The sequence below is a fragment of the Levilactobacillus bambusae genome (assembly GCF_003124125.1).
Classification (GTDB): Bacteria; Bacillota; Bacilli; order Lactobacillales; family Lactobacillaceae; genus Levilactobacillus; species Levilactobacillus bambusae.
In genome coordinates, this window is the sequence record NZ_QCXQ01000006.1 from 38,650 (window position 1) to 53,962 (window position 15,313).

General features: G+C 47.4%; 18 protein-coding genes and 1 other RNA gene. 16 read left to right on the top strand and 3 right to left on the bottom strand.

Translation table 11 applies throughout. The features are described 5' to 3' along the window. Nucleotides 1-269 precede the first annotated feature (269 nt). Nucleotides 270-1,496: an MDR family MFS transporter gene (locus tag DCM90_RS07970; RefSeq protein ID WP_109250840.1), complete on the top strand. Its 1,227-nt coding sequence runs from the start codon at nucleotides 270-272 to the stop codon at nucleotides 1,494-1,496. Between the two features lie 52 nt (nucleotides 1,497-1,548). On the opposite strand, the gene nrdF is transcribed toward DCM90_RS07970, so the two are convergent. From nrdF to nrdH, 3 genes are all read right to left on the bottom strand, one after another. Then, a complete protein-coding gene (nrdF, locus tag DCM90_RS07975; RefSeq protein WP_109250841.1) occupies nucleotides 1,549-2,532 on the bottom strand; it encodes a class 1b ribonucleoside-diphosphate reductase subunit beta in 984 nt (327 codons plus the stop codon). 100 nt (nucleotides 2,533-2,632) lie between these two features. After that, on the bottom strand, nucleotides 2,633-4,804 hold the full coding sequence (gene nrdE / locus DCM90_RS07980; RefSeq protein ID WP_109250842.1) for a class 1b ribonucleoside-diphosphate reductase subunit alpha: 2,172 nt from the start codon (nucleotides 4,802-4,804) through the stop codon (nucleotides 2,633-2,635). A 103-nt stretch (nucleotides 4,805-4,907) separates the two neighbouring features. Beyond that, nucleotides 4,908-5,138 carry a glutaredoxin-like protein NrdH gene (gene nrdH, locus DCM90_RS07985; protein ID WP_109250843.1) on the bottom strand — a complete coding sequence of 77 codons (231 nt, stop codon included), beginning with the start codon at nucleotides 5,136-5,138 and terminating at the stop codon, nucleotides 4,908-4,910. A gap of 202 nt (nucleotides 5,139-5,340) precedes the next feature. Here nrdH and DCM90_RS07990 point away from each other — a divergent pair, with 202 nt between their 5' ends. The 15 genes from DCM90_RS07990 (at nucleotide 5,341) to rimI (ending at nucleotide 15,312) form a co-directional block, all read left to right on the top strand. Continuing rightward, a complete protein-coding gene (locus DCM90_RS07990) occupies nucleotides 5,341-5,949 on the top strand; it encodes a class I SAM-dependent methyltransferase (protein WP_109250844.1) in 609 nt (202 codons plus the stop codon). Then, the gene (gene tadA / locus DCM90_RS07995) at nucleotides 5,949-6,440 is read left to right on the top strand and encodes a tRNA adenosine(34) deaminase TadA (protein ID WP_109250845.1); all 492 of its coding nucleotides are present in this window, start codon (nucleotides 5,949-5,951) and stop codon (nucleotides 6,438-6,440) included. Before DCM90_RS07990 ends, tadA begins: the two co-directional genes overlap by 1 nt. A gap of 51 nt (nucleotides 6,441-6,491) precedes the next feature. Beyond that, nucleotides 6,492-6,591: signal recognition particle sRNA small type (ffs, locus tag DCM90_RS08000), an RNA gene on the top strand. A gap of 94 nt (nucleotides 6,592-6,685) precedes the next feature. Next, nucleotides 6,686-8,428: a DNA polymerase III subunit gamma/tau gene (dnaX, locus tag DCM90_RS08005; RefSeq protein WP_109250846.1), complete on the top strand. Its 1,743-nt coding sequence runs from the start codon at nucleotides 6,686-6,688 to the stop codon at nucleotides 8,426-8,428. 94 nt (nucleotides 8,429-8,522) lie between these two features. Next, nucleotides 8,523-8,831, top strand: coding sequence for a YbaB/EbfC family nucleoid-associated protein (locus DCM90_RS08010; RefSeq protein WP_109250847.1), 309 nt, complete (start codon nucleotides 8,523-8,525; stop codon nucleotides 8,829-8,831). Between the two features lie 21 nt (nucleotides 8,832-8,852). Next, nucleotides 8,853-9,452 (top strand): recombination mediator RecR, encoded by a 600-nt coding sequence (recR, locus tag DCM90_RS08015; RefSeq protein ID WP_109250848.1) that lies wholly within the window; start codon nucleotides 8,853-8,855, stop codon nucleotides 9,450-9,452. Nucleotides 9,453-9,483: 31 nt separating this feature from the next. After that, the gene (locus DCM90_RS08020; RefSeq protein WP_109250849.1) at nucleotides 9,484-9,729 is read left to right on the top strand and encodes a YaaL family protein; all 246 of its coding nucleotides are present in this window, start codon (nucleotides 9,484-9,486) and stop codon (nucleotides 9,727-9,729) included. A 157-nt stretch (nucleotides 9,730-9,886) separates the two neighbouring features. Continuing rightward, a complete protein-coding gene (gene tmk / locus DCM90_RS08025) occupies nucleotides 9,887-10,531 on the top strand; it encodes a dTMP kinase (RefSeq protein ID WP_109250850.1) in 645 nt (214 codons plus the stop codon). Between the two features lie 15 nt (nucleotides 10,532-10,546). Further along, nucleotides 10,547-10,873, top strand: a complete 327-nt coding sequence (darA, locus tag DCM90_RS08030) for a cyclic di-AMP receptor DarA (RefSeq protein WP_109250851.1) — start codon at nucleotides 10,547-10,549, stop codon at nucleotides 10,871-10,873. A gap of 9 nt (nucleotides 10,874-10,882) precedes the next feature. Next, nucleotides 10,883-11,893, top strand: a complete 1,011-nt coding sequence (gene holB, locus DCM90_RS08035; protein WP_109250852.1) for a DNA polymerase III subunit delta' — start codon at nucleotides 10,883-10,885, stop codon at nucleotides 11,891-11,893. A gap of 16 nt (nucleotides 11,894-11,909) precedes the next feature. Beyond that, the gene (locus tag DCM90_RS08040; RefSeq protein WP_109250853.1) at nucleotides 11,910-12,281 is read left to right on the top strand and encodes a DNA replication initiation control protein YabA; all 372 of its coding nucleotides are present in this window, start codon (nucleotides 11,910-11,912) and stop codon (nucleotides 12,279-12,281) included. After that, complete coding sequence (gene rsmI, locus DCM90_RS08045; RefSeq protein WP_225366006.1) at nucleotides 12,278-13,174, top strand: 16S rRNA (cytidine(1402)-2'-O)-methyltransferase; 897 nt, start codon at nucleotides 12,278-12,280, stop codon at nucleotides 13,172-13,174. Before DCM90_RS08040 ends, rsmI begins: the two co-directional genes overlap by 4 nt. Next, the gene (locus DCM90_RS08050; protein WP_109250854.1) at nucleotides 13,174-13,929 is read left to right on the top strand and encodes an acyl-[acyl-carrier-protein] thioesterase; all 756 of its coding nucleotides are present in this window, start codon (nucleotides 13,174-13,176) and stop codon (nucleotides 13,927-13,929) included. The genes rsmI and DCM90_RS08050 overlap by 1 nt, the downstream gene beginning before the upstream one ends. 74 nt (nucleotides 13,930-14,003) lie before the next feature. Then, nucleotides 14,004-14,723, top strand: a complete 720-nt coding sequence (gene tsaB / locus DCM90_RS08055) for a tRNA (adenosine(37)-N6)-threonylcarbamoyltransferase complex dimerization subunit type 1 TsaB (protein WP_109250855.1) — start codon at nucleotides 14,004-14,006, stop codon at nucleotides 14,721-14,723. Continuing rightward, nucleotides 14,707-15,312 (top strand): ribosomal protein S18-alanine N-acetyltransferase, encoded by a 606-nt coding sequence (gene rimI, locus DCM90_RS08060; protein ID WP_109250856.1) that lies wholly within the window; start codon nucleotides 14,707-14,709, stop codon nucleotides 15,310-15,312. Before tsaB ends, rimI begins: the two co-directional genes overlap by 17 nt. Nucleotide 15,313: the final 1 nt, after the last annotated feature.

The following is a 15,313-nucleotide window of genomic DNA, read 5'->3' on the forward strand; positions in this document are numbered from 1 at the left end:
CAGTTAGAATAACAATTTGTGGCAATAAAATAAAAAAAGAGGGAGTGATCCACTTGGGGGAACCTGGTGAAATAGGTCAGTTAAAGGAAGTTTTTAGTTTAATCGTTGATCAAAGCTTACGGGGACTAGGCATATTAGCCGATCTCTCGGGGGATCGTTTCTCTCATTTAGCACTAACGGTATATTGAAATTAAAATAACTTCCTTGTGAATGGACAGGATAGGTTTGCTTAACGCAAACTTGAATTGAAATTTAGGAGGGAATTAAAGATGGGAAAGACAACGCAGCCAACGTCAATTCGACCAATTTGGCTTTACTTGGGATCATTATTAATTAATACGGGGATTAGTTTTATTTGGCCGCTCACAACGTTATATATGCATAATTATCTGCATAAGAGCTTAACACTCGCCGGCGTGGTCCTGTTAATGTACTCTGGAATTATGATCGTTGGAAATTATCTCGGCGGCTTTGCCTTTGATCGGTGGAACCGGTACGCAACAATTATGTTTGGCGGGATTTTAACCGCCGTTGCCACGGGATTCTTAATCTTTTTTCACGGCTGGCCGGCCTACCCGGTCTGGCTGGTTTTATCTGGGTTGGGAAATGGAATTGTGGTAACGGCCATTAACTCCTTTGCAACAACCGTTCGAACGCAGCGAACCAGCCTCGTGTTTAACATTCTGTACTTTACGAATAACTTGGGGTTAGTTATTGGGACTTTAATCGTGGGCTTTTTGCTCGATATGGGAATTAAAGTTGTCTTTACGGTGGCGTTTGTCCTCTTAGCGGCGTTTGTTATTATGGCAGCCCTCGTTTACGGAGGCCATGAAAAACCAGCTGAAACAGGTGAAAAAGAGGCGCTTGCGACGGATTCCCACGCCCGGCCGAGCCAATTACACCGGGTATTTGCCTTGTTTGCCGTTTTAATTGTGATCTGGATCTTCTATGAACAATGGCAAAGTACGATTGCAACCTTTATGACAGAAGAAGGGTTAGCCGTCAAGGATTACAGTTTTCTTTGGACGATTAACGCCATCTTGATTGTCCTGTTGCAACCCATTATGACCTTCTTTGATAGTTGGTTGTTACGCCACTTGAACGGCCGCTTATACGTTGGTTTTTTCTTGATTGGTTCTTCGTTTGTCACGTTACATTACGCAACAAGTTACTTCTGGTTTATTCTGGCGATGGTCCTGCTAACGCTGGGAGAAGTGATTTCACTGCCAGCAACCACAACCTTTGTGGATCTGTACACGAGCGAGTCCTCTAAGGGACGGTATCAGGGGATGTTGTCTGCGGCCACTTCAGCGGGGCGGGCGTTTGGCCCGTTAGTCGGGGCCTTAATCGTGGATGCAACTTCCTACAACACACTTTTTTGGATCGCAACCATTGCTATCTGGATCTTTACGGTTGGTTTCATGGGAATGAACCGCGATCGGTCTGGCACGGTGACCAAGCAACAATCTGAAGCTGGTGAATCGACACCAAATTAAAAGGTTTCACGCCTCAACAACTAAGTTGAAGTGTGAAACCTTTTTTGTTGGCTTACTTATCTTCGGGGTAGAGTGGGGCGGCCCCAATGTTGTAATCGTCATCGTCCATTGATTCCGCATCACCTAAGAGGTAGCCGTTACCAACTTGGGAAAAGAAATCATGGTTGGCAGTCGACGTTGAAATTCCGTTCATAACGATGGGGTTCACGTCTGCGGCAGTATCCGGAAAGAGGGGATCTTGGCCTAGGTTCATCAGAGCCTTATTAGCGTTATAGCGAATAAAGATTAAAACGTCGTTGGTCCAACCAACTTGATCATAAAGGATATGGGTGTATTTTTCTTCGTTTTCATAGAGCTGGTATAGAAAATCGTACATCCAGTCGTGAAGTTCCTGTTGGTCCTTTTCGCTTAACTGGTTGAAGGCGAGTTGGAACTTGTAGCCAATGTATGTTCCGTGGACGGATTCATCACGTAAGATTAACTTGATAATTTCAGCTGTGTTCACGAGCTTATTGTGGCCTAGGTACCAAAGCGGGGTGTAAAACCCAGAGTAGAACAGGAAGGTTTCTAAGAACACACTTGAAATTTTCTTTTTAAGGGGACTTTCGTTGTCGTGATACAGCGTGTAAATCCGCTTAGTCTTATTCTGGAGGTATTCTTCGGTGTCACTCCATTCAAAAATTTCATCAATTTGATCCGGGGTATTAAGGGTTGAAAAGATTGAGGAGTAGCTTTTGGCGTGAACGGATTCCATAAATTGGATGTTGTTTAACACAGCGGTTTCCTGCTGCGTCTTGACATCTAAACGTAAGGCGGCCATTCCGTCCTGGGATTGCAACGTATCTAAAAGGGTTAGACCACCAAAAACGTGGCCAACTACCCATTGGTGATCGGTGTCTAAACTATGCCAATCTTCCAAATCTTCTGAAAGTGGAATCCGAGTATCCAACCAGAATTGTTCGGTCAACTTTTCCCAAGTTGCTTTATCAATCTGATCAGAGATGGCATTCCAGTTAATTGCCTCATAATTCTCCATTCGTTGCTCTCCTTATTTCAAGTTCTTGCTTAATTATAAAACTTCGGTTATTTAATGTGTAGGATTATCGAAAACAAATCCGCAATTTTTTGCTAAATCGTTAGATTGAGCAGCTTTCACACTGGTTGACACCGATCTCATCATCGTTATCGGTAAAGGTCCGAACGTAATAGAGTGATTTGATCCCTTGCTTGTAGGCGTAAGTTCGCAAAATATTGAGGTCTCGGGTGGTCATCTTATCCGTTCGATCCGTTTTCCATTCGTACATTCCTGCGGGCACCGTGGAGCGCATAAATAGGGTGAGGCTCATTCCCTGATCGACATGGACCTGGGCGGCTGCATAAACGTCAATGACGTGACGCATATCAGTATCATAAGCCGATTCGTAGTAGGGGAGCGTTTCGTTAGAGAGGTAAGGAGCCGGATAATAAATCTTACCAATTTTTTGTTCCTGGCGCTCCTCAACCCGGTTAATGATGGGGTGAAGACTTGCGGTGGTGTCGTTAATGTATGAAATGGAACCGTTTGGGGCCACCGCCAATCGGTTCTGGTGGTAAAGCCCATCTTTCATAACGGCGGCTTTTAGCTGGGCCCAGTCCGCTGGGGAGGGAATGAAGATACCGGAAAAGAGTTGCTGGACCTTAGTCCGCTTGGGCTGCCAGCTTTGGTTGACGTATCGGTCAAAGTAGGAGCCATCAGCGTACCGGCTCTTATCGAAATGGTAGAACGTTTCGTGTCGTTCCCGCGCAATTTCGTTTGAGGCCCTTAACGTCCAGTAGTTTAAGAGCATAAAGTAGGTACTGGTAAATTCGATCGAGTCCTTTGAACCGTAGTGCATTTGGTTCTTTGCGAAGAAGGCGTGAAGGCCCATGGCCCCTAATCCGATGGCATGGGCTAATTGATTGCCGTTAGCGACGGACGGAACGGTCTGGATGTTTGAGGTATCCGTGACGTAGGTTAAGGCCCGAACCATGGTTTCAATGGAGTGACCAAAATCTGGGGAGGCCATCAGATTAACGATGTTCGTTGACCCTAAGTTACAGGAGACATCGCGGCCCAGGGTAGTATACTGCTGGTCATCGTCGATCACGGACGGCGTTTGGACCTGCATAATTTCAGAGCAGAGGTTACTCATGACAATTTGACCATCAATGGGGTTTGCCCGGTTGGCGGTATCGATATTGATGATGTAGGGGTAACCCGATTCCTGCTGAAGTCGTGAAATCTGTTGTTCCAGGTTCCGAGCCCGGACCTTAGACTTGTGGATCCGATCGTTTGCAACCATGTGGTCATATTCAGCCGTAAGGTCGACGTAGGCAAAGGGTTTGCCATACTCACGTTCGACGTCGTAGGGACTGAACAGGTACATATCATCGTTGTTTTGAACGAGTTCATAGAATTTATCGGGCACCGTAATCCCCAGGGAGAGGGTTTTTAACCGGATTTTCTCGTCGGCATTTTCCTTTTTTGCGGCTAAGAAGGCCTCGATATCGGGGTGAAAGACGCTAATGTATACAACGCCGGCACCTTGACGCTGCCCTAGCTGGTTAGAGTAAGAAAAACTGTCCTCGAGGAGCTTCATAACGGGAACTACCCCTGACGCTGCTCCCTCGATGCCCTTAATTGGCGCCCCTGATTCACGCAGGTTAGTGAGGTTGATCCCAACCCCACCGCCAATTTTTGAAAGCTGCAGCGCTGAGTTGATGGTCCGGCCAATACTGTTCATGTCGTCCGTCGATTGAATGAGAAAACACGAAACAAGTTCTCCCCGCCGGGCCCGGCCGGCGTTTAGAAAGCTAGGGGTAGCGGGTTGGTAGCGCTGGTGAATCATTTCATCCGCTAGATCGAGGGCTAATTGCTCGTTACCATTGGCATAAAAGAGGGCGTTCATGACTACCCGATCGTTGTAGCCTTCTAAGTAGTAGGCTCCGTCATTGGTCTTCATGGCGTATTGGGCGTAAAACTTGTACGCTGCCATGAAGGTCTTGAACTGGAAGTGTTCCTTTGCCACCACGTCGTAAAGCCGTTCAATAAAGCTGAATGAGTAGTGATCAATCATTTGGGCATCAACGTAGTTTCCCTCTAATAGGTAGTTGAACCGGTCCTTCAAGCTATCAAACTGCATGGTGTTTGGCTGAACGTTTTCCTTAAAAAAAGCAGCCAACGCCTCCTGATCCTTATGTAGGGGAATCTGGCCGTTTACCGGGATGTTAATCTGATTGTTAAGGTCGTAGTAGGTTACCTGACTTAAATCTAAATCTGTTAAACTCATAACGGGCGCACCTTTCTAAACGATAGAATGTGGTTTTTTAAATTTATAAATAAAAGCCGCAGACGGCAGTTACCGCCCGGGCTCGCTTTGCTGCCCCTGTGACTTAGCCAGCCAGTTTGGCCAGTTCTGCTGGTCGAAAACCAGAAAAGGGCGGAAGATCAACGGATTCAATCACGGGTAACGACTGAAATCCTTGGTTCTTCAAGTGATCAAGGTACTCTGGATGATCATTGACGTTTCGTTCCTCAAACGCCACGTTGTGTTCGTCTAAGTAACGTTTTGTCATCTTACATTGCATACAGTTGTACTTGGAATAAACAATTACTTTCTCCATATCAATCACCTTTTCGCTATCATTTTTAATGCCTTAAGTGTACACACGGAATCATAAAATATCAAACGAAAAACACCATATTTAGTGGCTGATAATCAGCGAAACACTAAATATGGTATCGGTTTAGAAGCTTTTAAATTTTTTATAATGACAATTAAACCCTAAATCGGGTATGATGAACCTAACGAAAGTAGGGACAAATATGACTAATCACTATTATACACAAAATCCGGATGTCCAACACGATGAAATTCAATGGTCATTCAATTTATTGGGCCATAACCTGTTGTTTACGACAGACAACGGAGTGTTTTCTAAAAAACGGGTAGACTATGGGTCACGGGTGCTGCTAGACGCCCTAAACTTCAATGATTTACCGGCGGGAGCAATTTTAGACCTGGGAACGGGCTACGGTCCCATTGGGTTAACTATTGCCAGTCACTGGCCGGATCGTCAGGTGGATATGGTGGATGTGAATGAGCTAGCACTATCGCTTGCCCAACAAAACGCGCAAAACAACCACTTAGAAAATACCCGCGTGTTTGAGTCAGATCAGTACGCGCAGATTAGCGGTAAGTACGCCGCAATTGTGACCAATCCACCGGTCCGTGCAGGAAAATCGGTGGTGAGTGGAATGCTAACGGGCGCCTATGACCATTTGGTCCCCGGCGGAACTCTCACCGTGGTTTTACAAAAAAAGCAGGGGGCCCCTTCCGCTAAAAAAACAATGAAGGCAACCTTTGGTAACTGCGAGACAATTCATAAGGATAAGGGATACTATATCCTGCAAAGCGTCAAGGAGGATAACTGATGTTTACGGATCGGCAGCGCTTCTTTATGGCGGCTGCACTGGATGAAGCTAAGCAGGCTGCAATTATCGGTGAGGTCCCCATTGGAGCAGTCGTGGTTCATCACGATCAAATTATTGGGCGGGGCCATAACCTGCGCGAGCATAGTGAAGATGCGACGGACCACGCTGAAATGATTGCGATTAGGGAGGCCAACGCCACGTTAAAGAGCTGGCGGCTAGTGGATTGTCAAATCTACGTGACCATTGAACCATGCCCGATGTGTAGCGGGGCCATTTTAAATTCGCGGTTGCCCGAACTATTTTATGGGGCGCCAGATGTTAAGGCCGGAACGGTTGATAGTTTGTATCAGTTACTTAACGATGACCGGTTTAACCATCAGGTTCAAGTTCATCAGGGACTCCTTGCCGATGAAGCCGCACAGGAAATGAAGACATTCTTTAAAGCGGCTCGGAAACGGCGCAAAGCAGCGCGACAGGCGAATAAAAAATAATTGGGAGATTACTGTACATGATGGGTGACTCATGATATAGTATTAGTTGCCGTAAGGCCTTGGAACAAGGGCGGACTTACGAATCGTGTCAGGTCCGGAAGGAAGCAGCACTAAGTTTGCCTCGCTTTGTGTTCCAAGTTGATATGATATTGAAGATCCCAGTCATCGCGACTGGGATTTTTTCCGTAAAGGGTACGGAAATTTAAATTAACGGCGGCATAAGAACCAGTGAAAGGACGGACATCATGAGTTATCAAGCTTTGTACCGAGTTTGGCGCCCACAGCGATTTGATGAAGTGATTGGGCAGCAGGTAATTACGCAGACCTTAAAAAATGCGATCGTGACCCATCAGACCAGCCACGCCTATTTATTTGCGGGCCCCCGGGGAACTGGGAAAACGTCAATGGCCAAGATATTTGCTAAGGCGGTAAACTGCCGGTTTGCTAAGGATGGCGAGCCTTGTAATGAATGCGAAACCTGTGTGTCAATTACGGCTGGTACGTGCCCTGACGTCTTAGAGATCGATGCCGCTTCTAATAACGGGGTCGAAGAAATTCGGGATATCCGTGATAAAGTGAAGTACGCGCCCACTGAGGCAGATTTTAAGGTTTACATTATTGATGAAGTCCACATGCTATCAACGGGCGCTTTTAATGCCCTGTTAAAGACCCTTGAGGAACCACCGGCCAACGTGATCTTTATTCTCGCCACGACGGAACCCCAGAAAATCCCGGCAACCATTATCTCACGGACACAGCGCTTTGATTTTCGGCGGATTCAACCCCAGGATAGTTATGACCGAATGGTATACATCCTGGACGAAAAAAAGGTCGACTATGACGAACGAGCACTAAAGGTGGTTGCTAAGGCGGCAGAGGGGGGGATGCGGGATGCGTTAAGTATCTTAGATCAGACCCTCTCGTTTGGGGATAATGAAGTCACGTTAGAAAATGCACTACTCGTGACGGGGAGTGTTACCCGGGAACTGTTAACGACCTATACCGAACAAGTTGTTGCGGGGTCGACTAAAGAGGCCCTGGTTACCCTGCAGCGCATGATGGATGAAGGCAAGGATGCCGGTCGATTCATCGAGGATCTGGTGGGTTATGCCCGAGACCTCTTGCTCTATAAACAGGCGCCGGAGTTAGTTCAGGCGGCTGAACTAGGAAGTTTAAGCGACCACTTTGCCGATTTTGCAAAGCAAGTTGATTCAGAGGTTCTTTACCAAATGATTAACGAGCTAGACGATATTCAACGGCAAATGCGGATGACGACGCACCCCGACGTTTATCTGGAAATTTTAACCATCAAGTTAGCAGAAATTGGTCGGGGAATTCCGGCTAGTAGCAGTGCAGTTACTCCAGCCGCTGCCGCAGCCAGTTCAGAAGTTGTGACGAACTTGCAGCGTGAAATTCAGGAGTTGAAGACGGCGTTAAACCAGTTGCAGCAGTCCGCTAAACCGACTCCTACAACCACGGAAAAACCTAAATCAGCCCGGAAACCAGCAAGCACGAAGCAGCAACCGGTGAACCTCGCTAAGGTATATCCGGTTCTTGGTGAGGCCACCCGCCAGAGCCTTTCGGAAGTTCAGGAAGTTTGGCGGGACCTGATGACCACGTTAGAGGTGACCCAACGGGCGGTCATGCACGTTTCCAATCCGGTTGCGGCAAGTGCAACGGGGATCATTGTTGCGTTTGATTACTCGTTTTTATACCAGAAGGCAACGAGCGATCAAGATTTGGTGGACGCCTTAGAAAATGGGTTAAACCGGGTGCTTGGCAAATCATTAGCGGTGGTTTTCGTTCCGAAGGAGGATTGGCCAAGTATCCGTTCGGACTACTTAACTCAGCATAAGTCAGAGTTAACCCACCACGAAGAATCAGCGGCAGATCCGATTGCCCCAGCGGAAAGTGAAGCAGATAATCCGACGGTCACTAAGGCCGAGGAGCTATTTGGCTCGGACATCGTTAACGTAAAACCAGATTAGATTACTTTATTCGCGGGGTAAATCAGTATAAAATAGAAACAGACAGTTTACGATAACCATAATATTAAACGGAAACTTGAAGGGATGATTTACCATGCCAGGAATGGGAAATATGATGAAACAAATGCGTCAGATGCAGCAACAAATGCAACAGGACCAGGCTGCGCTTGACGCAACCGAGTTCACGGGGAAGGCTCCGGACGACATGGTCGTTGTGACCTTTACTGGTGATCGGACCATGAAGGACATTCAAATGAAGCCTGAAGTCATTGATCCGGATGATCCCGATATGTTAGGGGACCTGATTACAGCGGCCGTTAACGACGCAATGAAACAAATCTCAGATCAAACCCAGCAAACGCTTGGCAAGTATACGGCGGGGATGAACATCCCTGGCCTTTAAGCTAAGGGAAAGGAAACATGCATGCAATATCCAGAACCCATTGCACAATTGATTGAAAGCTACATGAAGCTTCCTGGAATTGGGCAAAAAACGGCCACCCGGCTGGCTTTTTATACGATTGATATGGACCAAGTCGATGTGACTAACTTTGCTAAGTCCCTGGTTGCATCCAAACGGGACCTTCATTTTTGTTCGGTATGCGGCAATATTACCGAAAGTGATCCCTGCTCGATTTGTAGTGACAAAACCCGGGATCAGACGCAGATTTTGGTGGTTGAACAGCCGAAAGATGTGATGGTCATGGAAAAAATGCGGGAGTATCACGGTTTATACCACGTTCTACATGGTGTCCTATCGCCCATTGAGGGGAAGGGCCCGGAGGATATTAATATCTCGAGTCTGCTCACCCGGCTGCAAACGAATGAAGCCGTTAAGGAAGTCATTGTGGCGACGAACGCAACTCCCGAGGGTGAATCAACGGCGATGTATCTCTCACGGCTGATTAAACCAGCGGGAATTCGGGTCACTCGGTTGGCCCACGGGCTTTCAGTGGGAGCCGATATTGAGTACGCGGACTCAATGACGTTATTTAAGGCCGTTGAAGGTCGAACGGAAATTTAAGTTAGTGAATTAAGATTAAGGGGGTTGGATGATGTTTGGCAGAAATCGAGAAGCAAAGCTGCGCCGAGAATACGACGATATGTTAATCGACGCAATTGATAACGTTAAAATGGAATGGGATCAAGCAAAGCAGACCGAAAATGCAATTGCTGATCACGATGCACAAATTTTAGCCCAAACGTTGTTGCAGCGGGATAAGTATCTTTACCTATACCGTGAGGCGCGTCGACGCCACGCACACGGCGATCATATTCAATCCTCCGTTTATAGTAGTTAACCTGAATTGGCCTTCACAAAGTGGAAATCTCCATTTGTGGGGGCCTTTTACCGTTTTTAAGCGGTGTCGGCGACGATCTTAATGTGGAAGGCAAATAGACAAGCCATTTTTAATCAAGTACAATAAGCGTATTAATAAATATGGGAGATTTTAAAATATGCCGGGTAAATTTATAACATTCGAGGGACCGGATGGGGCGGGAAAAACGTCCGTGATGAAGGCCGTTTCACAACAGCTACAGGTCGAACTGGGTGACCAGTTGGTTGTGACCCGTGAGCCTGGCGGCAACCCGATTTCTGAGGCCATTCGGCAGATTATCTTAGACAAGAATAACACCGCAATGGACGTTCGAACGGAGGCTTTGCTGTACGCAGCGGCTCGGCGTCAGCATTTAAGCGAGACCATTTTACCCGCCTTAGCGGCTAATAAGTTGGTGTTGTGTGACCGTTACATTGATAGTTCGGTGGTGTATCAAGGCGCAGGACGGGAAATTGGTGAACGGGCAGTCTATGACATGAACCAATTTGCTACGGAAGGCCTCATGCCAGATTTAACCCTCTACTTTGAAGTACCCGTGGAAGTTGGGCTGGCTCGAATTGCGAAGAATCGACCGAGTCAGGCTCAGGATCGCCTTGACCTTGAGCAGGCTGCGTTTCACGAACGGGTCCATGATGCCTACCTCAAGCTAGTTGCGGGAGATCCTAAGAGAATTAAAGTGATTGATGCGACGGCTCCACTGGAACAGGTCGAACAGGAAACGCTAACGATAATTAAAAACAGTGCTTCAAGCTACTTTAAGTAATGGAGGAACCAACTAATGAAAATGATTATTGCGATTGTGCAGGATAAAGACGCCAACCGGTTAAGTAATGAGTTTATTGATGCTAATATCCATGCGACCCGGTTATCAACGACTGGGGGCTTCTTGAAGGCGGGAAACACGACCTTTTTAATCGGGATTGAAGAGAAACGAATTGACGAGGCAATGACGATCATTAAGGAAACGTCCCATGCCCGGCAGCAGTTTATGAACCCCAGCCTAAACTTAGATGGCTCTGAACATGGCAGCAGCTATCCCGTTGAAGTTCAAGTGGGTGGGGCAACGGTCTTTGTCTTACCGGTGGACCAGTTTATGCAATTTTAGGAGGACCTAATGGAACAGTCACCAATTCAAATCGCACAAGCGCTGCAACCAACTTTAACCACCCATTTTATGCAATTGGTGACGCAAAAGGACCTTGCCCATGCGTACTTATTTAGTGGGCAGACTGGTACGGGACGGGACGAAGTTGCGGTTACGATCGCGATGCGGCTGTTTTGCGAAAATGTTCAGCCGGATGAGTTACCCTGTGGCCGTTGCCCAGAATGTCAGCGGATCCTAAGTGGATCGCACCCGGACGTGGTCCACATTGCCCCGGATGGAAATAGCATCAAGGTTGATCAAGTTCGGTATTTAAAGGCCGAATTTTCCAAGAGTGCGGTCGAGGGTGATCAAAAGGTCTTTATTATTGACGACGCCGAAAAAATGACGGTGAGTGCCGCTAATACGCTGCTCAAGTTTATTGAAGAACCGGTGGGCAACAGCGTAGCCCTTTTGCTAACGACAAACCGGGATCTCATATTACCGACCATTCAGTCACGGACTCAGATTGTGGAATTTACCGCTAAGTCCCTTCAACTAGTATTGGATCGGTTAGGCCAAGCGGGGGTGCCGCAAAGTCAGCAGCGGCTTGCCGCCACGCTAACTACGAGTCCAGATGTGGCTCAGACCCTGCTAGTTGACGATTGGTTGGGTCAGGCCCAGCACCAAATTCAAAAGTGGTATTCTGCCTTAGTTAACCGTGATCCGCGGGCGTTTCCGCAGGTGCAAATGGACATTTTACCGTTAGCTGGTAACAAATTACAGCAGCAGTGGCTTTTGCAAATTGCCGTGCAAATTTGGCATGATACTTTACGGAGCCAAGAATTGCAGCTTGCCCCGGAAGAATTAAGCTTTCCGGAACTGGGTTCGGCAATTCAGTCGGCGGCGGAAAAATTATCCACTAATGAATTGATTAAGGCAACGGAACTAACCCTTCAAACACGACATCAGCTTCGAATGAACCTCAACTTTCAAAACGTGTTTGAAGCATTGACGTTAAACATTTTAAGAACGTTTTCTTAAAGAATGGGGTGCAACCTTGGATAAGCGAGAAATTTACGATCAGTTTAATCAGCTGCGGGAACAAACGGAGCAGATGCTTGCCGCCTATCAAACGTTAGAAGAGGGAATGACAGCATTACTTCAGGAAAACGTTGAACTCGAAGTTCAAAATCAGTATCTTCGGGATATTTTACGCAGCCAAAAGGAATCGGAGGACGAAGCAGCGGCTTCCGGTGATGAACCTAAGCTGTCAAAGTCCCGCCAAAATTTGGATAAGTTATACGCAGAGGGATTTCATGTCTGCAAGGATTATTTTGGTCAACCCAGGGACAAGGATGATTCCTGCCTATTTTGTATTCAAGCCATTTTTGGCCCAAATAAGAAGGAAGAGGAGGACGTTCAAAATTGAGACAAACCTCAAGCTTCGTTGACCAATCAAATCTGGGGACCCTCTACTTGGTACCAACCCCGATTGGAAATCTTGATGACATGACCTTTCGGGCCGTTAAGACGTTGAAGGCCGTTGATTTGATTGCGGCTGAAGATACCCGGAACACCCAGAAACTATTGAACCATTTTGAAATTAAGACGAAACAGATCAGCTTTCATGAGCACAACACGGCTGAACGAATTCCGGAGCTGGTGGAACTCCTGAAGCAGGGCACTCAAATTGCCCAGGTCAGTGACGCAGGGATGCCCTCAATCAGTGATCCCGGACATGAGCTTGTGGTGGCTTGTATTGAAGCTAATATTGCCGTCGTTCCCTTACCCGGAGCAAACGCTGGATTAACCGCGCTAATTGCTTCAGGCCTGAGTCCCCAACCGTTTTACTTCTACGGCTTTTTGGACCGAAAACCAAAGGATCAGCGAGCAGAAATTGCGGCCTTAAGCGACCGGGAAGAAACACTGATTTTTTATGAAGCGCCCCACCGACTTGGGAAAACCCTCGCCAATCTAGCGGGTGAACTCGGACCGGAAAGACAAGCGGTTCTTTGTCGGGAACTTACTAAGAAGTTTGAAGAATTCTTGCGGGGAACACTAGCTGAGTTAGCGGACTGGGCAAAGGAAAATCGGGTCCGCGGTGAATTTGTGCTCCTAGTGAGTGGCGCCGACCCCGATCAAAAGCGTGAGGAAGCGCTAAGCCAAACCTTAGCCGAATCAATTCCAGAACAGGTTGATCGGTTAATTGCCACGGGAATGAAACCCAACGCCGCCATTAAAGAGGCTGCTAACCAGCGGGGAGAAAAAAAGCAAACCGTTTATCGAATTTATCATCAACTGGATGAGGAGGAATCACACTAATGGCAGATACTTTCGGTGAGCAACACCGAATTGTTTACTACGAAGGGGACGTAACGGGCCACGCATCGTTAACATCCTTAATTAATATGATGATTTTAGCGTCGGAGGATCAATCAGCCCATATTGGTGTGGGTGAAGACGTTGTTACCTCTTATGGGGTTGGTTGGGTAGTTACTCAGTACCACATTGATATTCCACGGATGCCCCGGGTGGGAGAGCTGATGACCATTAAGACGCGGGGCACTTCCTATAATAAATACTTTGCGTTACGGGAGTTTTGGCTGGTGGACGAGGCTGGCAACGAGTGTGCCCACGCAACGTCAATTTGGGTCACCATGAGTTATGCGACTCGCAAAATCGTTCCCATCCCGGCTGATATTTTGGCGCCTTATCATTCAGAACTAGTCAGACAAATTCCGCGGCTGCCCCGGCCAGAAAAACTGACGGCCGATGAATCCATTGAACAAAAGGACTACCGGGTTCGTTACAATGACATTGATCATAACGGACACGTGAACAATGCCCACTACTTTGATTGGATGACGGATGTTTTACCGGCTGAATTTTTAAAGGCGCATGAACCCGTTACCGTTAATATTCGGTTTGAAAATGAGGTTCAGTACGGGCATGTGATTACGAGTCGGGTCGGAACCCCCGTCAACGCTGATCATCATTTGAAGACGGTCCATGACATCCAATTAGGTGACCAAACAAGTGCAATCGCCGATATCGAATGGCGGTTAACGGCTAACTAGAAATTCTCAGCGAAACTGATCAATTTGCGTTATGATAAAAGAGATTTTTAAACGAGGGGATTACACACCAGATCATGAAAGTTTTAGCGATTGAAACATCCAATCGACCACTCTCCGTGGCGATTTTAGAGGATCATCATATTTTGGCCGAAACAACGCTGACGGCTAGACGCAAACATGCCCAGGATTTACTGCCTGAGATTGAGCGATTAATGGACCTAGTTGGATTTACTCCGGATCAGATTGATCGGGTAGTCGTTGCCTCGGGTCCAGGTTCCTATACGGGATTGCGCATTGGTGCAACCACCGCTAAGACGTGGGCGGCAACCATGAACACCGAGTTAGTGGGAATTTCGAGCCTAGCAAATTTAGCGGGTAACGTGACGTTAGAGGGAGCGCTAGTTGCTCCCATGTTTGATGCGCGAAACCAGAACGTTTTTGCGGGACTCTACCGGATTCATAATGGAATTCCGGTCCCAGAGGTGGAGGATGCCCACACCGCCATTGCCGATTTTGCTCAGTTGGCGGCTGCCTATAACGAACCGATCTACGCGATTGGCGATGCCGAGAACTTTAAGACCGAACTAGAGGCTGCTTGGTCCCAAGTTGTTTTTGGAACCCCGGCAGTAAACTTGCCCCGCGCCGGAGTACTGGGACTGTTAGGAACACAAGGAACACCAATTACGGACGTTGATAACTTTGTTCCGCGTTACTTGCGGCTAACCCAAGCCGAAGCGGAATGGCGGGAAAAACATCCAGAAGAGGAAACAGGAACCTATGTGGAAAAAATTTAACGAGTGGTACCATAAAGTATTCGGCAGCCCCCGGGAAAATGCCCGGGCAGACGCAGTTGATATTAAAAACCATGACGTTCGAATTCGCGACGTTGATTACTTCCTAGCGAAAGCAATGTTTACGGATATTCCCGAAATGCTAGGGATTGAACGGGCCGTTTACGCGGGACAAACGCCTTGGAATGAGCGCGCCTTCGCCAGTGAACTTCGACGTGAAAATGACCGACTGTACTTGGTTTTACGCCGGCATGATCGCTTACTGGCGTTTATTGGGTGCTCGTTTGATCTGCATGCGACCGATGCACACATTACAAATATTGCGGTGGTACCAGACTACCAAAATCGGGGGCTCGGTCACTTTCTGATGGGGGTCATGATTAAAAAAGCTAGGCAATTAAACTATAAGACGGTTAGCTTGGAGGTTCGGGTTAGCAATCAACGGGCTCAAGATCTGTATGAGTCACTGGGATTTGAAAAGGTGGGCATTAAAAAGGGGTATTACTTTGGTGACCACGAGGACGCAGTGGATATGGTGCTGACCCTCGACGAGCCTAATCCTGATGCTCCTGCCTCTGAGGCTGCCCGCTAGT